Here is a 14207-nt window from a genome sequence, read left to right as displayed (position 1 = left end):
CGATGATACAGCCGAGCGGGATCGGCAACCCTGTCTCACCCTCCCACCATCTCCCGAGGTCCTCAACCTCAAAGAGTCCGTGGTCTTGATAGGTGAACCGGGACTCATGAATGATGAGGCCGGCGTCGACATCGCCGCGCTGAACCGAATCGAGAATCCTGTCAAAGGGCATGACCACAATATTCCCGGTCATCGCGGGGTCATAAAGCTGAAGGAGGAGATAGGCGGTTGTGAGTCTGCCCGGGATCGCCACCTTCAATCCCCTCAGGTCTTTGGTGGAGGTTCTTGATCTTGCCACGATCAGGGGACCGCAACCCCGCCCGAGCGCGCTGCCCGAGGAGAGCAGGGAATAGGCGTCCCTGAGATGGCCGTAAGCGTGAAACGAGACCTTTGTGATATCGAACTCGGCCCTCAATGCCTTCCGGTTCAGCGTCTCGACATCGAGGAGGACTTCCCGCAGCCTCAAGTTACCGGTATCTATCTTCTGATGGACAAGGGCATAGAAGATAAACGTATCGTTGGGACAGGGCGAGTAGCCGAGGGTAAGGTTCACGGGATGCACAAATTGCCGATCCGGCCCGCCTTGGAGACTGACGAATTTCTCCGTGACATTTACGACCTGATCTCCCTTCCAGATTCTTCTGCGGCTCTCATATCGTTTCTTTTATAATGCATTCTCCAGCGGGACAAACACAAGCGGCATTCTCTGGGACTTCTGCGGCACATCAATAGACGGGAAGCGCAAGGCTCTCATGCTTCCCGTCCTGTCAGATGGTGAAGCGCGCTAGTCCTGAAAATCAAATGGTAAAGGTCGTTTCCCAGAGGTAAAAGTTGCTCAGGTTCCCCGGGAACGTCACGAGGAGAAAGAGTGTATATGTGCCAGGAGGAAGACTCGATACGGGAATTCCGGCAAAGAGCGTCGTATTTACCGCTGTGGTCACGCCTGACATAAATGGCACCGCCCCGGCAGGGGGTTGCCCAGTCGCGAGCGCCTGCAGGACCTGCTGAATCGTGAAGGGCTGAAAGCTCAGATTAGGCATAACATTAATGATAACCTGGGGGTTTGTAGATACCATGTATGCGGCATACATATCGACGGGGCCGGCAAACTGAGCGATGTCAAGTTGAACGGTAAGCACAGCTCCCCCCTGGGCCAGAGGGCCGATACCCACAGGATTAGCCAGAGAAGGGGTTAAACTCACAACAGGGGTCACCACCGGCGGATAGGGGAAGATTTGCTGACCCACCGGCAACGGGATTGCAGCAGCAGCCGTATTCACCGTGATTGTTCCTTGCATGCCGAAACTCGCACAATGCGAATCTACGATGCAAAAATAGGGGAAAGTCCCTGGAGACGTAAAGGTGCGCTGAAAGACTCCTCCCGGGTTCAAGATTCCTGAATTCCATATTCCATTGGCAGTGCAATTCGGCCCGCTCACGCTTGAGTGCGAAAATGCCCCGTTGTTCGTCCATGTGACGGAGTCTCCAACAGTAATGGTGAGGGTGGGAGGCACAAATTGGAAATCCTGTATCGACACATTAAAGTTTGCAGCATGGGCGCCAGCCCCCGAAAGGCACAGACAAATTATCGTTACCCAGAAGAGATATGACTTCTTCATCTTACACCTCCGACAGGCAAAAAATCATGATAATACCCGTTCCTTTCCGTGCAATCCAAAAGGAACCTGCCTCATACAAGAATTATATCGCGAAACGCATTCTGTGCAATATTCCCTCAAGCAGCGGTCAACGTTACTATCGCCTCTTTGCGATGAAAATCCTCCTGTCCCGCAAATCAAATAGTAAATGTCGTTTCCCAGAGGTAAAAGTTGCTCAGGTTCCCCGGGAGCGTTACGAGGAGAAAGAGCGTGTATGTGCCCGGAGAAAGACTCGATACAGGAATTCCGGCAAAGAGCGTCGTGTTTACCGCCGTCGTCACATTTGCCATAAGCGGCACTGCACCGGCCGGTGGTTGACCCGTCGCGAGCGCCTGCAGGACCTGCTGAACCGTGAAAGCCTGAAAGGTAAGGTCAGGCTTGACGTTACTGATGATCTGGGGGTTCGTGGTTACCATAACCGCGGCATAGATATCGACAGGGCCCGCAAACTGCGCGATGTCAAGCTGAACGGTAAGCACCGGTCCCCCCTGAGCGAGAGCGCCGATGCCCACCGGATTAGCCACGGAAGGCGTCGTGCTTACCACAGGAGTGCCTACCGGAGGATAGGGGAATATCGGCTGGCCCACCGGCAACGGGACTGCTGCAGCGGCATTCACCGTAACCGTGCCGACGAAACAGTGGATCGAGCAGAAGTACGGGTATACCCCGGGTTGGGTAAAGGTGAATGAAAATGCCTGTCCGGACGTCAGAAGGCCAGAATCCCAGATTCTATTAGAAATACAGGATGTCCCGCTCGTGGTTGAGTGCAATATTGGACCTCCATAAAATCCGCTATCGTTGTTTGTCCAGCGCACGGTGTCGCCGACAGTAACGGAGACCGCCTGAGGCTGAAACGAAAAGTTTATTATCGATACATCGACAGTCGCGGCATAGGAACCTTCGGCAAAAACACAGAGGGCAGACAGCAGAACGAGAAATAAAAGACTCGAGATTTTCATGGTGCACCTCCTCCTACATTCAAGTGACCATTCACGTCCTCCCTTTTTTGCGTGCCTCCCGATTAGGCAAAGGACACGCCACTTATCTATAATATAACGCGAAAAATTGCTTGCCGCAAATTCACAAATACCTCAAGGGAACCCATCTATGGTCAACGTTTTGTAAGGGCTCACCCACCGATTATCTCCTCGAGCTTTTCAGCCCAGACAGCATACCCCTCAGGGCTAAGGTGTGTCCCGTCGGAAAGGAAAAAACCTTCCACCGGGTTGCCCTCCAAACCGACAAACCGGCCTGAAATATCGATATATGCGGCTCTTGTCTCACGTGCGACTTCCTGAAGTAAATCATTAACACGCCTGATAGAATCATTCGATATCCACTCCAGCAGTGTCGGCAATATACTCTGGATGTATATACGTGCGCGGGGATACGCGGCCGAGAGCTTCTTGATGATTTTCCGGTAAGAATCAGAAAAATCGAATTCTTCCATTGCGATATTGTTGATGCCTATCATCACAAAGATAAGGTCCGGGGATTTCAGTCCCCGGATAATTCGTTCAACCCTTGAAAGAAGGCCCTCAACGGTTTCTCCTCCGATCCCGAGGTTCAGAATCTCATGGTCGGGGAACCTCGACTGCCAGTCGAAGAATGCGATGAGTGAATCTCCTATGAACAGGATGCGCCTGCTTTTCATGATGGTCTTTTGTCCCCTTCCATATTATAATCATCTTGACATAGCCATCACGAACACGACAAGGGAGGCGACCATGGAAACTTTTGAGGCGATAAGAACGCGGAGGAGCGTTCGCAGGTTCACTGACAGGCCGATCGAAGAAGAAAAACTCACAGCCGTACTCGAAGCCGTTCGCCAGGCCCCATCGTGGGCAAACCGCCAATGTTGGAGGTTCATCGTCGTCAGGGATGCCTCGGCACGGATGAAACTCAGTGAGCTCTCGTACGTCGAGTCTTTTTTCGGACCGCTCGGGTATAAGGCGAACCCTGCAAGAAAGGGGATCGCCGAAGCACCAGCTGTGATCGTTGCCTCTGCTGATCCTTCTCAATCGGGAGTTCTCTGGGAACAGTCTTATTACATGACGGACATAGGGATAGCGGCCCAGAACCTCATGCTCGCCGCGCGGGATGTCGGACTCGGGACCGTTTTTGTAGGGGTCTTCAATGAGGAGGGAGTCCGCAACCTCCTCGATATCCCTTCACACATTCGGGTGGTAGGTCTCTTCCCGATGGGGTATCCATTGGAAGAAAAGACCGCTGGTCCTCCGAGGAAACCGCTGAGCGAGATTGTCTTTTACGAGAGGTGGGAAAAATAATTCAGGCGATAGAGATTTAGGACAGGCACTAGAGCCCTTTCAATAACTCCTGAACCGCCCCCTGGCAGTTTTCGGCTGCGAGCCTTATATTCCATTTGCTTTTGTCTCGGTCCTCCACAATATTGCTTATGCCCCGCATTTCGACCATCGATATCCCGTAGAGCATGCAAATCTGCGCTACCGAAGCGCCTTCCATGTTCTCACAGACGGCACCGAATCTCTCCTTGAGCTCGAGTGCCCTTTCGCGGGTGCCGGTGCACGTCGAGACGGTGACAAACGGACCTGACCGTACGTGAGCGACCCGAGCGGAACACTTGACCGCCTTCTTAAGAAATCTCCTGTCTAAGGGGAATTCGTTGAAGAATTTCTTCCTGCCTTTTCTCAAAAGGGGGATACCGATATCCTCTGCCCCTCGAAAACCTTCCCTGACGAGAACACCTTCGTCGCCATAGATCTCTTTCTCCGCCACCGCCATGTCCCCAATCGAAAGCCCCCCGGCAGGATAAGCACCGCCAATCCCGAAGAGGATAACGAGATCAGGCGAAAGCCTTTCGAGAAGGAGGGTTGTCGCATGTGCTGCATTCGTTTTGCCGATGCCGGAAGTGATATAAGCAATCTCTCTGCCCCATAACTGACCCCGGAAGAGTGCTTTTCCGCCGATGGCGGAATTCTTTCTGAGTTGCGTGATGAGATGCTTTCCTTCTTCGGGGATAGAGGATATGAGTGCGATCACTCCTGCCTAACCTTGCCTACAAGAATAACACCGTTGTAACGGGGGTATCTTGGAGAGCGGACAGGCAGGCCGAAAAATTTTGAGACTCGCGTTCCGCTGTCTTCATGCATTTTCTCCGGCCCTATTCCCTCAGCTGACCGCTTCCGAAAACGATAAACTTGCTGCAGGTGAGCTCCTCCAGACCCATAGGGCCCCTCGCATGTATCTTGTCGGTCGAAATGCCTATCTCCGCTCCGAGACCGAACTGGTAACCGTCATTGAGCCTTGTCGATGCGTTCACAAGGACCGCCGATGAATCGACTTCGGCCAAAAACCGCATCGCCCTCTCATAGTTCATGGTGACGACAGAATCGGAATGTGACGAACCGTATCGGGCTATGTGATCCATGGCATCATCCATGTCCCGGACAATCTTCACGTTCAAGACCAGATCGAGGTATTCCCGATAATAATCCTCGTCTTTAATTTCCATTAAATGCGGAAAGAGAGAGCGCGTCCTGGGACAACCCTTCAGCGCCACCCCTGCATCCTCAAACCTCTTGAGCATCTTCGGCAAGAATTCACCCGCAATCGCCTCATCGACGAGCATCGTCTCCATCGCATTGCACGTGCCCGGTCTCTGGACCTTCGCATTAAAGCATATCTCTTCCGCCATGCTTAAATCCGCGTCCCTGTCGACGAAGACATGGCAGACCCCTTTGTAGTGCTTGAGAACCGGAATGCGCGAATTCTCCGTCACGGTCCGGATAAGACCCTCACCGCCTCTCGGAATGATGAGGTCGATCATGCCTTCGAGTTTCAGCATCTCCGTGACGGCGTCCCGTTCAGTGATATCCATGAAGGTTATCGCTCCTTCGTGAAGCCCGCACTCTTTTGCCACGCCCCTCAATACCTTGACGATCGCCCTGTTCGAATGGATCGCCTCGGAGCCGCCGCGCAAGATGACGGCATTACCGGCCTTGAGGCAGAGACTCGTCGCGTCAACGGTGACGTTCGGTCTCGACTCATAGATTATGCCTATTACGCCTATGGGAACACGCATCCTGCCGACAGTCATGCCATTCGGCCTCTTCCACATCCTCATTATCTCGCCTGCCGGATCAGGCAGCTGCACAACCTCAGCGAGTCCTTGTCCCATCTCGCCGATCCGCTTCTCGTTCAGGGTAAGCCTATCGATAAGAGCCTTCGAAAGCCCTTTCTTCCCGGCGTAATCAATATCCTTCTTATTTTCGGTGATAAGCTCGGACGATTTCTTCTTGAGTTCCTCGGCCATCTTCCCGAGCGCAAGATTCTTTTGGGCTGAGGACGCCTTTGCGAGAGACCTGGCACCGGCCCTCGCATCGGCAGCCAGATCATACACGTACTTCTTTATATCCATAAAGCCTCCGGAGAAAAAGAGGTGACAGCAAAATTACAATAACCAATTGATTTGTAAATAATCAATATCTCGCCTTCCTTACGGCCCGGATAATTCATGAATCCCAAGCGACGGCCTTCCCCTCGCTCTCTTTCGTGACCCGTTTCGCATCCTTGACCTGACCGTCTCACTAATCTTACAATGTCACATGCCTGAGATTAAGGTCCTGCCTGTCGAATTGCGCAACAAAATTGCTGCCGGTGAGGTGATCGAGAGACCGGCTTCAGTAGTTAAGGAACTAATCGAGAATTCGATCGATGCGGGGAGCACGGATATCAGGGTGGAGGTGCTCCGCGGGGGCAAGGGACTCGTAAGGGTGACCGATAACGGCACCGGCATGGACAGGGAAGACGCCCTCTTCTGCCTGCATCCCCATGCGACATCCAAGCTTCGCAACGAGGAAGACTTGTTTCACATCACAACGATGGGCTTCAGGGGCGAGGCCCTTCCATCTATAGCATCCGTTTCAAAGATGAAGATCGTGACGGGGCTTAAGGATTCCCCTTCGGGCAGGCTGATTGAGGTTCAGGGCGGTGAGGTCACGGAGACGCGAGACTTCCCTGCCCGCGGCACATCCGTGGAGGTGCGCGACCTCTTTTTCAACACACCAGCCAGAAAGAAATTCCTCAAGTCAGACGGTACGGAACTTTATCATATCATCGATTCCGTGACAAAGGAGGCCCTTTCCCATGAAGACATCGCATTTCGGCTCCTCACCGAAAACCAGGAAACTATGAACCTGAGCAGGGCCTCGGGTCCGAGGGAGAGGATAACCCAGGTCTATGGCCTTGATTTCGTCGAGGGATTATCGGAAATCCATGCCGAGTCGGAGGGGACGACGATGACTGCCTTCGTCACAAAAGGGGAAAATTACCGAAACAGCAAGACACATCAATACATCTTCATAAACAGGCGTCCGGTGAAAGACCAGACGGTCTCTCACGCGCTCTATCAGGCTTACGAGGGGATACTCCCGCAGGCCAGACATCCTGTCTTTTTCCTTTTCATCGATATGAATCCGAAAAAGATCGACTTCAATGTCCACCCCGCAAAACGTGAGGTGAGGTTCGAAAACAAGGATGAGATGCACCGCTTTGTCGCCGGCCGCATCAGGGAAGCCCTGAGAAAGGAAAGGACCGAATACGTCACCTCCTTTCGAGAGATACCTGATCGGCCTGGTTTTGAAAGACCCTTCGGTCATAACATCCGGCAGATGGAACCGTCGGCGCCTTCACGCTACATTCCACCAATGCAGCCGGACAGACATTTTTCCGAAGGCTCGGCGCTCCCGTATCAAGCGTCCCTGCCGTTCATTTATCTCGGTGACACATTCATCGCCATGGCGGGCAAGGGCGGTCTCACGCTCCTGGACCACCATGCAGCCCACGAGAGGATACTCTATGAACATTTCCTCAAGGGAATCGCTCCTGCTTCTCATCACCTTCTCTTTCCAAAGCAGGTGATGCTCTCCCATAAGGAATACAGGATAATTCTCGAGAATACGGACCTTCTCGATGAAATGGGCATAGAGGTGGATGATTTCGGACACAACACGCTCCTCATCCGGAGCCTTCCCGAAGCCCTGAAAGAATCGGACATGCGGGGGATACTTTCGGATGTTGCGGCATCACTCATAGAGGGGGTAAGACCTGACAGTTCCTTAAGAGAGACCATCGCTGCAAGGATATCCTGTCACGCATCGGTGCGGGGGAAAGAGATACTCAGCAGCGAAGAGGTTCAGCGGCTCCTCAGCGACCTCGAAAAAACGGAACATCCCGATCAATGTCCTCATGGCCGGCCGACACGGCTCTTCTTCTCTCTCGATGATCTGAAAAAAATGTTCAAGAGGAAGTGACCTCATACGTTCCCTGTCGAGGATTCTTTATTGATGTCTCCGTGAGCTTTCGGGAGACGATTCTCTATTCGGAAGGTGAACCGTGTTCGAAGAGGTTCTTTACCTCATCGAGCAATTCATTGATATCCTTGAACTGACGATATACGGAAGCGAACCGCACGTAAGCGACTTTGTCGGTTTCCTTCAGTGAATTCATGACCTCTTGGCCTATCCAGGCGCTGGGGACTTCCTTCACCCCCATGCCGATGAGTTTCTTCTCGATCGAATCCACGATCGCCTCAAGCGCCTCGACGCTTATCGGTCTCTTTTCGCACGCCTTCTTGAGACCGCTCAGGACTTTGGACCGATCAAAGGACTGCCGCATGCTGTCCTTCTTGATGACCATCGGAACGACGTCGTCGACACGCTCATAGGAAGTGAAACGCTTCGAGCATTTGAGACATTCACGTCTCCTCCGTATTGCGTCTCCCTCTTTGGATGTGCGGGAATCTATAACCCGGTCTTCGAGATTTCCACAGAAAGGACACTTCATCCGTATATGGGGAATTTCATGCAGAGGGTCTTGACCCGCTGATTGAGGCGCTTCACTTCGTCAGGATTCTTTCTATTCTCCAAGACCTCCGCGATGATAGATGCTATCTCGACCATTTCCGACTCTTTCATCCCCCGTGTCGTCACGCAGGGGGTCCCGAGCCTTATGCCGCTGGTCACTGCGGGAGGCCGAGAATCGTAAGGGATGGCGTTCTTGTTCACGGTGATGCCCGACAAGTCAAGGGCCTCCTCAGCCTCTTTCCCCGTTATATTCTTATCGGTCAGGTCGACGAGCATGAGATGGTTTTCCGTCCCTCCCGATATGATTTTAAATCCCCTCCCGATCATCGCCTCAGCGAGCTTCTGCGCATTTCTTACCACCTGGATCTGATACTCCTTGAATGCGGGGCTCAAAGCCTCCCTGAGAGCAACGGCCTTTGCGGCCATCACATGAACAAGCGGCCCTCCCTGTATCCCGGGGAAGATCATCTTGTCGATCGCTTTGCCGTATCCGGCCTTGCACATAATCATCCCCCCGCGGGGTCCCCGGAGGGTCTTGTGGGTGGTTGTCGTGACAAAGTCCGCATAGGGTATCGGGGACGGATGGACCCCCGCTCCGATCAGACCGGCTATATGGGCTATATCAGCCATCAAGAGGGCTCCCGCCTCCTCCGCGATACCAGAGAACGTCTCGAAATCGAGTATCCTCGAATACGCGCTGGCACCGACAACGATCATCTGCGGTTTATGCTCTCGAGCAAGCCTTCTCACCTCTTCCAGATCGATGCGGCCGGTGTGCCGGTCTACGCCATAGGTCACACTCTTGAACATGAGGCCGGAAAAATTAACTTTCGCGCCGTGCGAAAGATGACCGCCCTGGTTCAGGCTCATGCCGAGGATCGTATCGCCGGGCTTCAGGACAGAAAAGTACACGGCCATGTTCGCCTGGGAGCCCGAATGAGGCTGCACATTCACATGTTCTGCGCCAAAGAGCTCCTGTGCCCTACGAATAGCGAGGTTTTCGACAATGTCAGCGTACTCACATCCGCCGTAGTATCTCCTCCCGGGATAGCCTTCAGCGTACTTATTGGTGAAAATCGAGCCCTGCGCCTCGAGGACGGCATCGCTCACATAATTCTCGGAAGCTATCAGGACAATCTTATCTCTTTCCCTGTTCTTCTCCTTCAGGATAGCGTCATACACTTCAGGGTCAACAATTCGCAGTTCTTCCCGCTCCATCTCCTATTCCTCTCATCCTTTCCTCTATCTGCCTTATCTTATCCAGTCTCCTCAGGTGTCTCCCCCCCTCAAAGGGAGTTGAAAACCACACCCGCACAATCTCTCTGGCAAGGTCTTTCCCCACAATCCTGCCTCCGATGACGAGCATGTTTGCATCGTTGTGAAGTCTGCTCATCTTCGCGGCGAACAGGTCGTTGCAGAGTGACGCCCGAATATTCGGGAATTTATTCGCCACGATCGACATGCCGATTCCCGTACCGCAGATGAGGATTCCCCTCTCGAACTTACCCGAACTGACCGCGTCGGAGACCCTCTCTCCGAAGTCAGGATAATCGACAGATTGAAGGCTGTCAGTACCCGAATCAAGACAATCCACCCCGATCTCTTTGAGAAGGGAAATTATCTCGAGTTTAAGCTCCAAACCGGCATGGTCACAACCTATCACGACCGTCATCAAGTCCTCAGGTAGTTATCTTATCCAAGAGATTCTCTCGAAGTCAAGGTTCGTTTCCTCCCCCAGCCGGGGAGAAATGCTAGAGATGTCGGGGACTAAGAATGCTTAATTTATTGACACATTTTGCCGATTATGATACTTTCATAGTAAGCATGACCGACAAGATGCTGATAATAAAGGAAGCTCAGAAGTATCTCGCGAAGGGACAGATCGACAAGGCTATCGCTGAATGGGAGAGACTCGTAAATGAGGCCCCTGATGCAAATGCCTATAACACGATCGGGGACCTCTATCTCAGGAAAGGCGAAAAACGATCCGCAACGGATAACTTCCACAAGGCAGCCAATTTCTTCAGGGCCGAGGGGTTCTCCCTCAAGGCCCTTGCCCTCTATAAAAAGATAATCAACATCGACCCCTCTGATGCCGACTCCCTTGCGGCATTGGGCGAGCTGAGTGAGGCGAAGGGCCTGATCACAGACGCGATAAAGTATTATCTCTCGGCTGCCGATATCCTTTCAAAGGATATGAAGAAAGATAAGTTTCTCCATATCTATGAGAAGATTCTCGCCCTCGCTCCGTTCAACATCCCCCTCAGGGACAAGGTTGCCGGGCTCTTTCTGAAAGAAGGTCTCGTATCAGATGCCATACGGGAATATCTCCTCATAGCGCGACTCTGCGATGACAGGGAGGATCTGGAACAGGCGAAAGAATACTTTTCGAAGGTGCTCGATGTTCACCCCGATAATAAGGATGCTCTCCTCGGACTGAGTTCTGCCTTCGAGAAGACGGGTGACATGGAAAAAGCTGTTCGCTACGCCAAGAAAGCTGTTGCAGCTCACCCTGACAATCTGGAATCTCTCGAGCGATGCGCTAGAATCCTTGGGAAAATCGGTGCCTTTGATGAAGCGCTCTCCTGTCTCTCGCCTGCCATTGAATTACGCCCCTTTGATGCCGAAATACGCAAGCTCGTGGGGGATATCTATCTCGCGTCAGGCCAGAGAGGTAAAGCCTGGGAATCATATACCAGCGTGGTTGACGCCTTCGTGACCGACGGAAAGGTTCAGGAGGCGATAGATCTTGCAAAAGGATTCAGGGATATCGATCCCGAGGGGGTCGGAAAGCTCCTCTTAACGCTTTACCGTCAAAATGGTGACACGGAAGCGGTATTTGCAGAGAGTCTCTCCATCGCTGAGTTTCTCTCCGGAAGCGGTCTTCGGAAAGAAGCCCTCAGCTATTACCGCGAGGCGCTAAAGATCCACCCCGATGACCTTCAGGTCAAGAAGAGACTCGCAGAGCAGGAAATACAGATGGGCATTGAGGGTGGTGCTCCGGATAAAGAGAGGTCCTCCGAGGATCTGCTCGAAGACGTAGAGATATTCATGAACTACGGGCTCTTTGAAGATGCAAGGGCTATCCTTGAAGACCTCAAGACGAAGGAACCTGATAATGCTGATGTCCATACGAGACTTAAGTCGGTTTATTTGGCGACAGAAGACAGGGAGCAGGCGGTCACGCAATGTCTCATACTCGCAGAACTTTATGGGAAAACGGGCGAGGCCGAAAAAAGAGAAGCACTCCTAAAGGAGGCTAACGAGATACGCCCCGGGGATCCGAGACTTGCCGAGATGGTCTCTCCGCCCGGTGGTGAGCCTGCCGTTGCCCCGGATGAATTTGCGTCGTCCAATTTCGAAGATTACAGCGAGGAAATCGCCGAGGCTGAATTCTATGGCCGGCAGGGGCTTTCACAGGACGCGCTCAGGATTTACCAGAAACTGCTCAACCTCTTCCCGGACAATGAGGAGCTGCGGAAGAAGGTCGCCTCCCTCCAGGGTGATACGCTCGAGCCTCCCCTCGTCGGAGAGGGCGCGGCCGTTGATGCAGATGAGGAGTTTCAATTTGAGGAGTTTACCCTTCCTGAATCCGATACCCTTGAGGCAATAGAGTCCTCCGAGCCCCAATTCGACAGTGATGTCCTCGATATCTTTACAGAATTCAAGAAAGGGCTCGAAAAAGAACTCGAAGAGGAAGACTTTGAAACACACTACAACCTCGGCATCGCCTATAAAGAGATGGAACTCCTCGATGATGCGATAAAGGAGTTCCAGTTATCACGGAAGGATCATAAATACTACGTCAGGTCGCTCGTCATGCTCGGAATCTGTTACATGGATAAGGGGCTCTTCCCTCTTGCGATCGATTCCTTTAAAACAGCGCTTGCCGGCATCGAAACCCGTGGTGACTCCTATTGGGGCGCGAAGTACGACCTCGGTTCCGCCTATGAAAAGAATGGGAATGTCCAGGAGGCTTTTGCTATATTCAGCGAAGTGTACGGCTGGGATTCAAATTTCAGAGAGGTTACCGAAAAACTCAACCGTCTCAAGACAATCGTCGGGAAGGCCGAGCTCCCGTCACCAGTGAAGGAAAAGAAAGACAGGGTCTCGTACCTCTGACGAAAAAGGATGGATTACCTCGAATATTATAACCTGAGAGAGCATCCCTTCTCGAATGTCGTGGACAACAGATTTTACTACAACAGTCCACAATACTCTAATGCCCTCGTAAAGCTCAAATACGCTATCGACACGAAGAAGGGGCTCGCAGTCGTCATAGGAGATATCGGCTCCGGCAAGACCACGCTTGCGCGACGGCTCCTCGAAGGTATGGATGAGACAAACTATGAGGCGACGCTCCTCGTTATCATTCATTCCTCAGTGAGTTCAGAGTGGCTCCTCAAGAAATTTGCGATGCAGCTCGGAATCGCCCCGATACCTGCTGAAAAACTCGATCTCTTGAGCCTCATTTACAAAAGACTCCTGGAGATTAATGAAAGCGGCAAGACCGCCGTTCTCCTCATGGATGAAGTGCAGATGCTGAAATCGAAGGAGCTCATGGAAGAGTTCAGGGGACTCCTGAATATGGAAATGCCTGGGGGCAAAATGCTCAACCTCATCTTCTTCGGGCTGTCCGACTTAGAAGACGTCCTTTCCCTCGATGAGCCTCTGAAACAGCGGGTGGCAATGAAAATCTCCCTGAAGCCGTTTTCAGCTGATGATACGCGACAGTACATCCAGCATCGGCTGAAGATAGCGGGGAACGAACACAGCGTCTTCGTTGATGAAGCGTTCGCTGCCATATATAAATACTCCAACGGGACACCACGCCTCATAAATACCATCTGCGACAACTCGTTGCTTGAAGGGTACCTGTTGCGAGCAAAGGAGATCGAAGAAAAGGTCATCCGGGGAGTCGCGATCGACCTCGGCCTTACCGGGGAGTGACCGAGAGGGTCTTGATTCTCACCTCTGCTGCGTGGCGGGAAAGTTCGATGCGCATTCTTGAGGGAAACCATGCCCCCCCCATGTCTTCAGGGTCTCCATAGACGACAGTCAGTTCCCTCCCGTCTTCAAGCTCTATCATCTGCCTTTCCGGAAGAAGTGTCTTCTTGTTGATGAGAAGCTTCCTCCAGGAATTCCATACGCGGTATACCTTCTCCTCTTCCCGTATATCATAGTCCTTGATCGACCACCAGAAGAAGCTGTTCCTGAGACCTTCGGTGAGCAGCGCAATCCTGCTTTTCTCGATCGGCGGGTCGCTCTTTGTTACCGTATCGTTCGCGATAACCTCTGCTACGAGAAATCCGAGGGAATAAACCCTGAGTTCCATCGCCTCCTGCGTGAGATTGAGAGCAGCGTCCCCCTTTATGATGCCTCCATTTTTTTCGAATTCTATCGTGAAGGTCGATTGAATCGATTCGACCCGATCCCTCCTGGCCAACTCATACCTCGGGTCGAGACCTTCATAGACTGGGATTTCGAGCCTTTTTGTTGAGCATGAGAGCAAACCGGCGAATAGGAAAAAGGCGAGGGTCGGGAAAAACCAAAACGCCCGGTTCTCTCTCGTTTCCCTTTCACGCTCCATTCTGCGCCTCCTATCACTACCCGAGAAGAATGTCAAGGAAATCCTCCACGTTATTCGCACCGATGATTTCGAATCCGGGACTATTCACCTTCTCGGCACTCGTCCTCGGTACGA

Annotated in this window: 14 protein-coding genes; 4 read left to right on the top strand and 10 right to left on the bottom strand. The window is 52.5% G+C overall.

Translation table 11 applies throughout. The features are described 5' to 3' along the window. The 4 genes from VEI96_09500 to VEI96_09485 form a co-directional block, all read right to left on the bottom strand. Positions 1-562 (bottom strand): 1,4-dihydroxy-6-naphthoate synthase (locus tag VEI96_09500; protein ID HXX58219.1); only part of this gene is annotated, 562 nt, incomplete at its 3' end. Positions 563-797: 235 nt separating this feature from the next. Beyond that, entirely contained in the window at positions 798-1619 is an 822-nt protein-coding gene (locus VEI96_09495) for a plastocyanin/azurin family copper-binding protein (protein HXX58218.1), read from the bottom strand. 176 nt (positions 1620-1795) lie between these two features. Further along, a complete protein-coding gene (locus VEI96_09490) occupies positions 1796-2617 on the bottom strand; it encodes a plastocyanin/azurin family copper-binding protein (protein ID HXX58217.1) in 822 nt (273 codons plus the stop codon). Positions 2618-2787: 170 nt separating this feature from the next. Further along, positions 2788-3312, bottom strand: coding sequence for a GDSL-type esterase/lipase family protein (locus tag VEI96_09485; GenBank protein ID HXX58216.1), 525 nt, complete (start codon positions 3310-3312; stop codon positions 2788-2790). A 73-nt stretch (positions 3313-3385) separates the two neighbouring features. On the opposite strand from VEI96_09485, the gene VEI96_09480 reads away from it, so the two are divergent. Then, positions 3386-3946 carry a nitroreductase family protein gene (locus tag VEI96_09480; GenBank protein ID HXX58215.1) on the top strand — a complete coding sequence of 187 codons (561 nt, stop codon included), beginning with the start codon at positions 3386-3388 and terminating at the stop codon, positions 3944-3946. A gap of 28 nt (positions 3947-3974) precedes the next feature. Here VEI96_09480 and mqnB read toward each other — a convergent pair whose 3' ends face one another. Next, the gene (gene mqnB / locus VEI96_09475; GenBank protein ID HXX58214.1) at positions 3975-4679 is read right to left on the bottom strand and encodes a futalosine hydrolase; all 705 of its coding nucleotides are present in this window, start codon (positions 4677-4679) and stop codon (positions 3975-3977) included. 121 nt (positions 4680-4800) lie between these two features. After that, entirely contained in the window at positions 4801-6057 is a 1257-nt protein-coding gene (locus VEI96_09470; protein ID HXX58213.1) for a glutamate-5-semialdehyde dehydrogenase, read from the bottom strand. 187 nt (positions 6058-6244) lie between these two features. Here VEI96_09470 and mutL point away from each other — a divergent pair, with 187 nt between their 5' ends. Beyond that, on the top strand, positions 6245-7951 hold the full coding sequence (gene mutL / locus VEI96_09465) for a DNA mismatch repair endonuclease MutL (GenBank protein HXX58212.1): 1707 nt from the start codon (positions 6245-6247) through the stop codon (positions 7949-7951). A gap of 64 nt (positions 7952-8015) precedes the next feature. Here the strand turns inward: mutL and nrdR are convergent, their stop codons facing one another. Genes nrdR through rpiB form a run of 3 tightly spaced genes read right to left on the bottom strand, consistent with a single transcriptional unit; the run spans position 8016 to position 10175 of the window. Continuing rightward, positions 8016-8483 carry a transcriptional regulator NrdR gene (gene nrdR / locus VEI96_09460; GenBank protein ID HXX58211.1) on the bottom strand — a complete coding sequence of 156 codons (468 nt, stop codon included), beginning with the start codon at positions 8481-8483 and terminating at the stop codon, positions 8016-8018. Next, positions 8480-9721 carry a serine hydroxymethyltransferase gene (gene glyA / locus VEI96_09455; protein ID HXX58210.1) on the bottom strand — a complete coding sequence of 414 codons (1242 nt, stop codon included), beginning with the start codon at positions 9719-9721 and terminating at the stop codon, positions 8480-8482. The genes nrdR and glyA overlap by 4 nt, the downstream gene beginning before the upstream one ends. Next, complete coding sequence (gene rpiB / locus VEI96_09450) at positions 9693-10175, bottom strand: ribose 5-phosphate isomerase B (GenBank protein ID HXX58209.1); 483 nt, start codon at positions 10173-10175, stop codon at positions 9693-9695. Before rpiB ends, glyA begins: the two co-directional genes overlap by 29 nt. Before the next feature lie 101 nt (positions 10176-10276). Between rpiB and VEI96_09445 the strand changes: the two genes are divergently transcribed. Continuing rightward, positions 10277-12625: a tetratricopeptide repeat protein gene (locus VEI96_09445; GenBank protein HXX58208.1), complete on the top strand. Its 2349-nt coding sequence runs from the start codon at positions 10277-10279 to the stop codon at positions 12623-12625. A 9-nt stretch (positions 12626-12634) separates the two neighbouring features. Next, entirely contained in the window at positions 12635-13453 is an 819-nt protein-coding gene (locus tag VEI96_09440; GenBank protein HXX58207.1) for an AAA family ATPase, read from the top strand. Here the strand turns inward: VEI96_09440 and VEI96_09435 are convergent. Next, positions 13440-14093, bottom strand: a complete 654-nt coding sequence (locus tag VEI96_09435) for a hypothetical protein (protein HXX58206.1) — start codon at positions 14091-14093, stop codon at positions 13440-13442. The genes VEI96_09440 and VEI96_09435 overlap by 14 nt on opposite strands. Positions 14094-14207 lie beyond the last annotated feature (114 nt).

This window comes from Thermodesulfovibrionales bacterium, from assembly GCA_035622735.1.
Taxonomy (GTDB): domain Bacteria; phylum Nitrospirota; class Thermodesulfovibrionia; order Thermodesulfovibrionales; family UBA9159; genus DASPUT01.
This window is presented reverse-complemented; position numbering and strand designations above follow the sequence as displayed.

What these genes read in the sequence shown, in the direction of transcription:
- VEI96_09440 (HXX58207.1), top strand. Translation starts at nt 12,635, where the DNA reads ATGGATTACCTCGAATATTATAACCTGAGAGAGCATCCCTTCTCGAAT.
- VEI96_09435 (HXX58206.1), bottom strand. Translation starts at nt 14,093, where the DNA reads ATGGAGCGTGAAAGGGAAACGAGAGAGAACCGGGCGTTTTGGTTTTTC.
- VEI96_09480 (HXX58215.1), top strand. Translation starts at nt 3,386, where the DNA reads ATGGAAACTTTTGAGGCGATAAGAACGCGGAGGAGCGTTCGCAGGTTC.
- VEI96_09495 (HXX58218.1), bottom strand. Translation starts at nt 1,619, where the DNA reads ATGAAGAAGTCATATCTCTTCTGGGTAACGATAATTTGTCTGTGCCTT.
- mutL (HXX58212.1), top strand. Translation starts at nt 6,245, where the DNA reads ATGCCTGAGATTAAGGTCCTGCCTGTCGAATTGCGCAACAAAATTGCT.
- rpiB (HXX58209.1), bottom strand. Translation starts at nt 10,175, where the DNA reads ATGACGGTCGTGATAGGTTGTGACCATGCCGGTTTGGAGCTTAAACTC.
- glyA (HXX58210.1), bottom strand. Translation starts at nt 9,721, where the DNA reads ATGGAGCGGGAAGAACTGCGAATTGTTGACCCTGAAGTGTATGACGCT.
- VEI96_09485 (HXX58216.1), bottom strand. Translation starts at nt 3,312, where the DNA reads ATGAAAAGCAGGCGCATCCTGTTCATAGGAGATTCACTCATCGCATTC.
- nrdR (HXX58211.1), bottom strand. Translation starts at nt 8,483, where the DNA reads ATGAAGTGTCCTTTCTGTGGAAATCTCGAAGACCGGGTTATAGATTCC.
- VEI96_09490 (HXX58217.1), bottom strand. Translation starts at nt 2,617, where the DNA reads ATGAAAATCTCGAGTCTTTTATTTCTCGTTCTGCTGTCTGCCCTCTGT.
- VEI96_09445 (HXX58208.1), top strand. Translation starts at nt 10,277, where the DNA reads ATGCTTAATTTATTGACACATTTTGCCGATTATGATACTTTCATAGTA.
- VEI96_09470 (HXX58213.1), bottom strand. Translation starts at nt 6,057, where the DNA reads ATGGATATAAAGAAGTACGTGTATGATCTGGCTGCCGATGCGAGGGCC.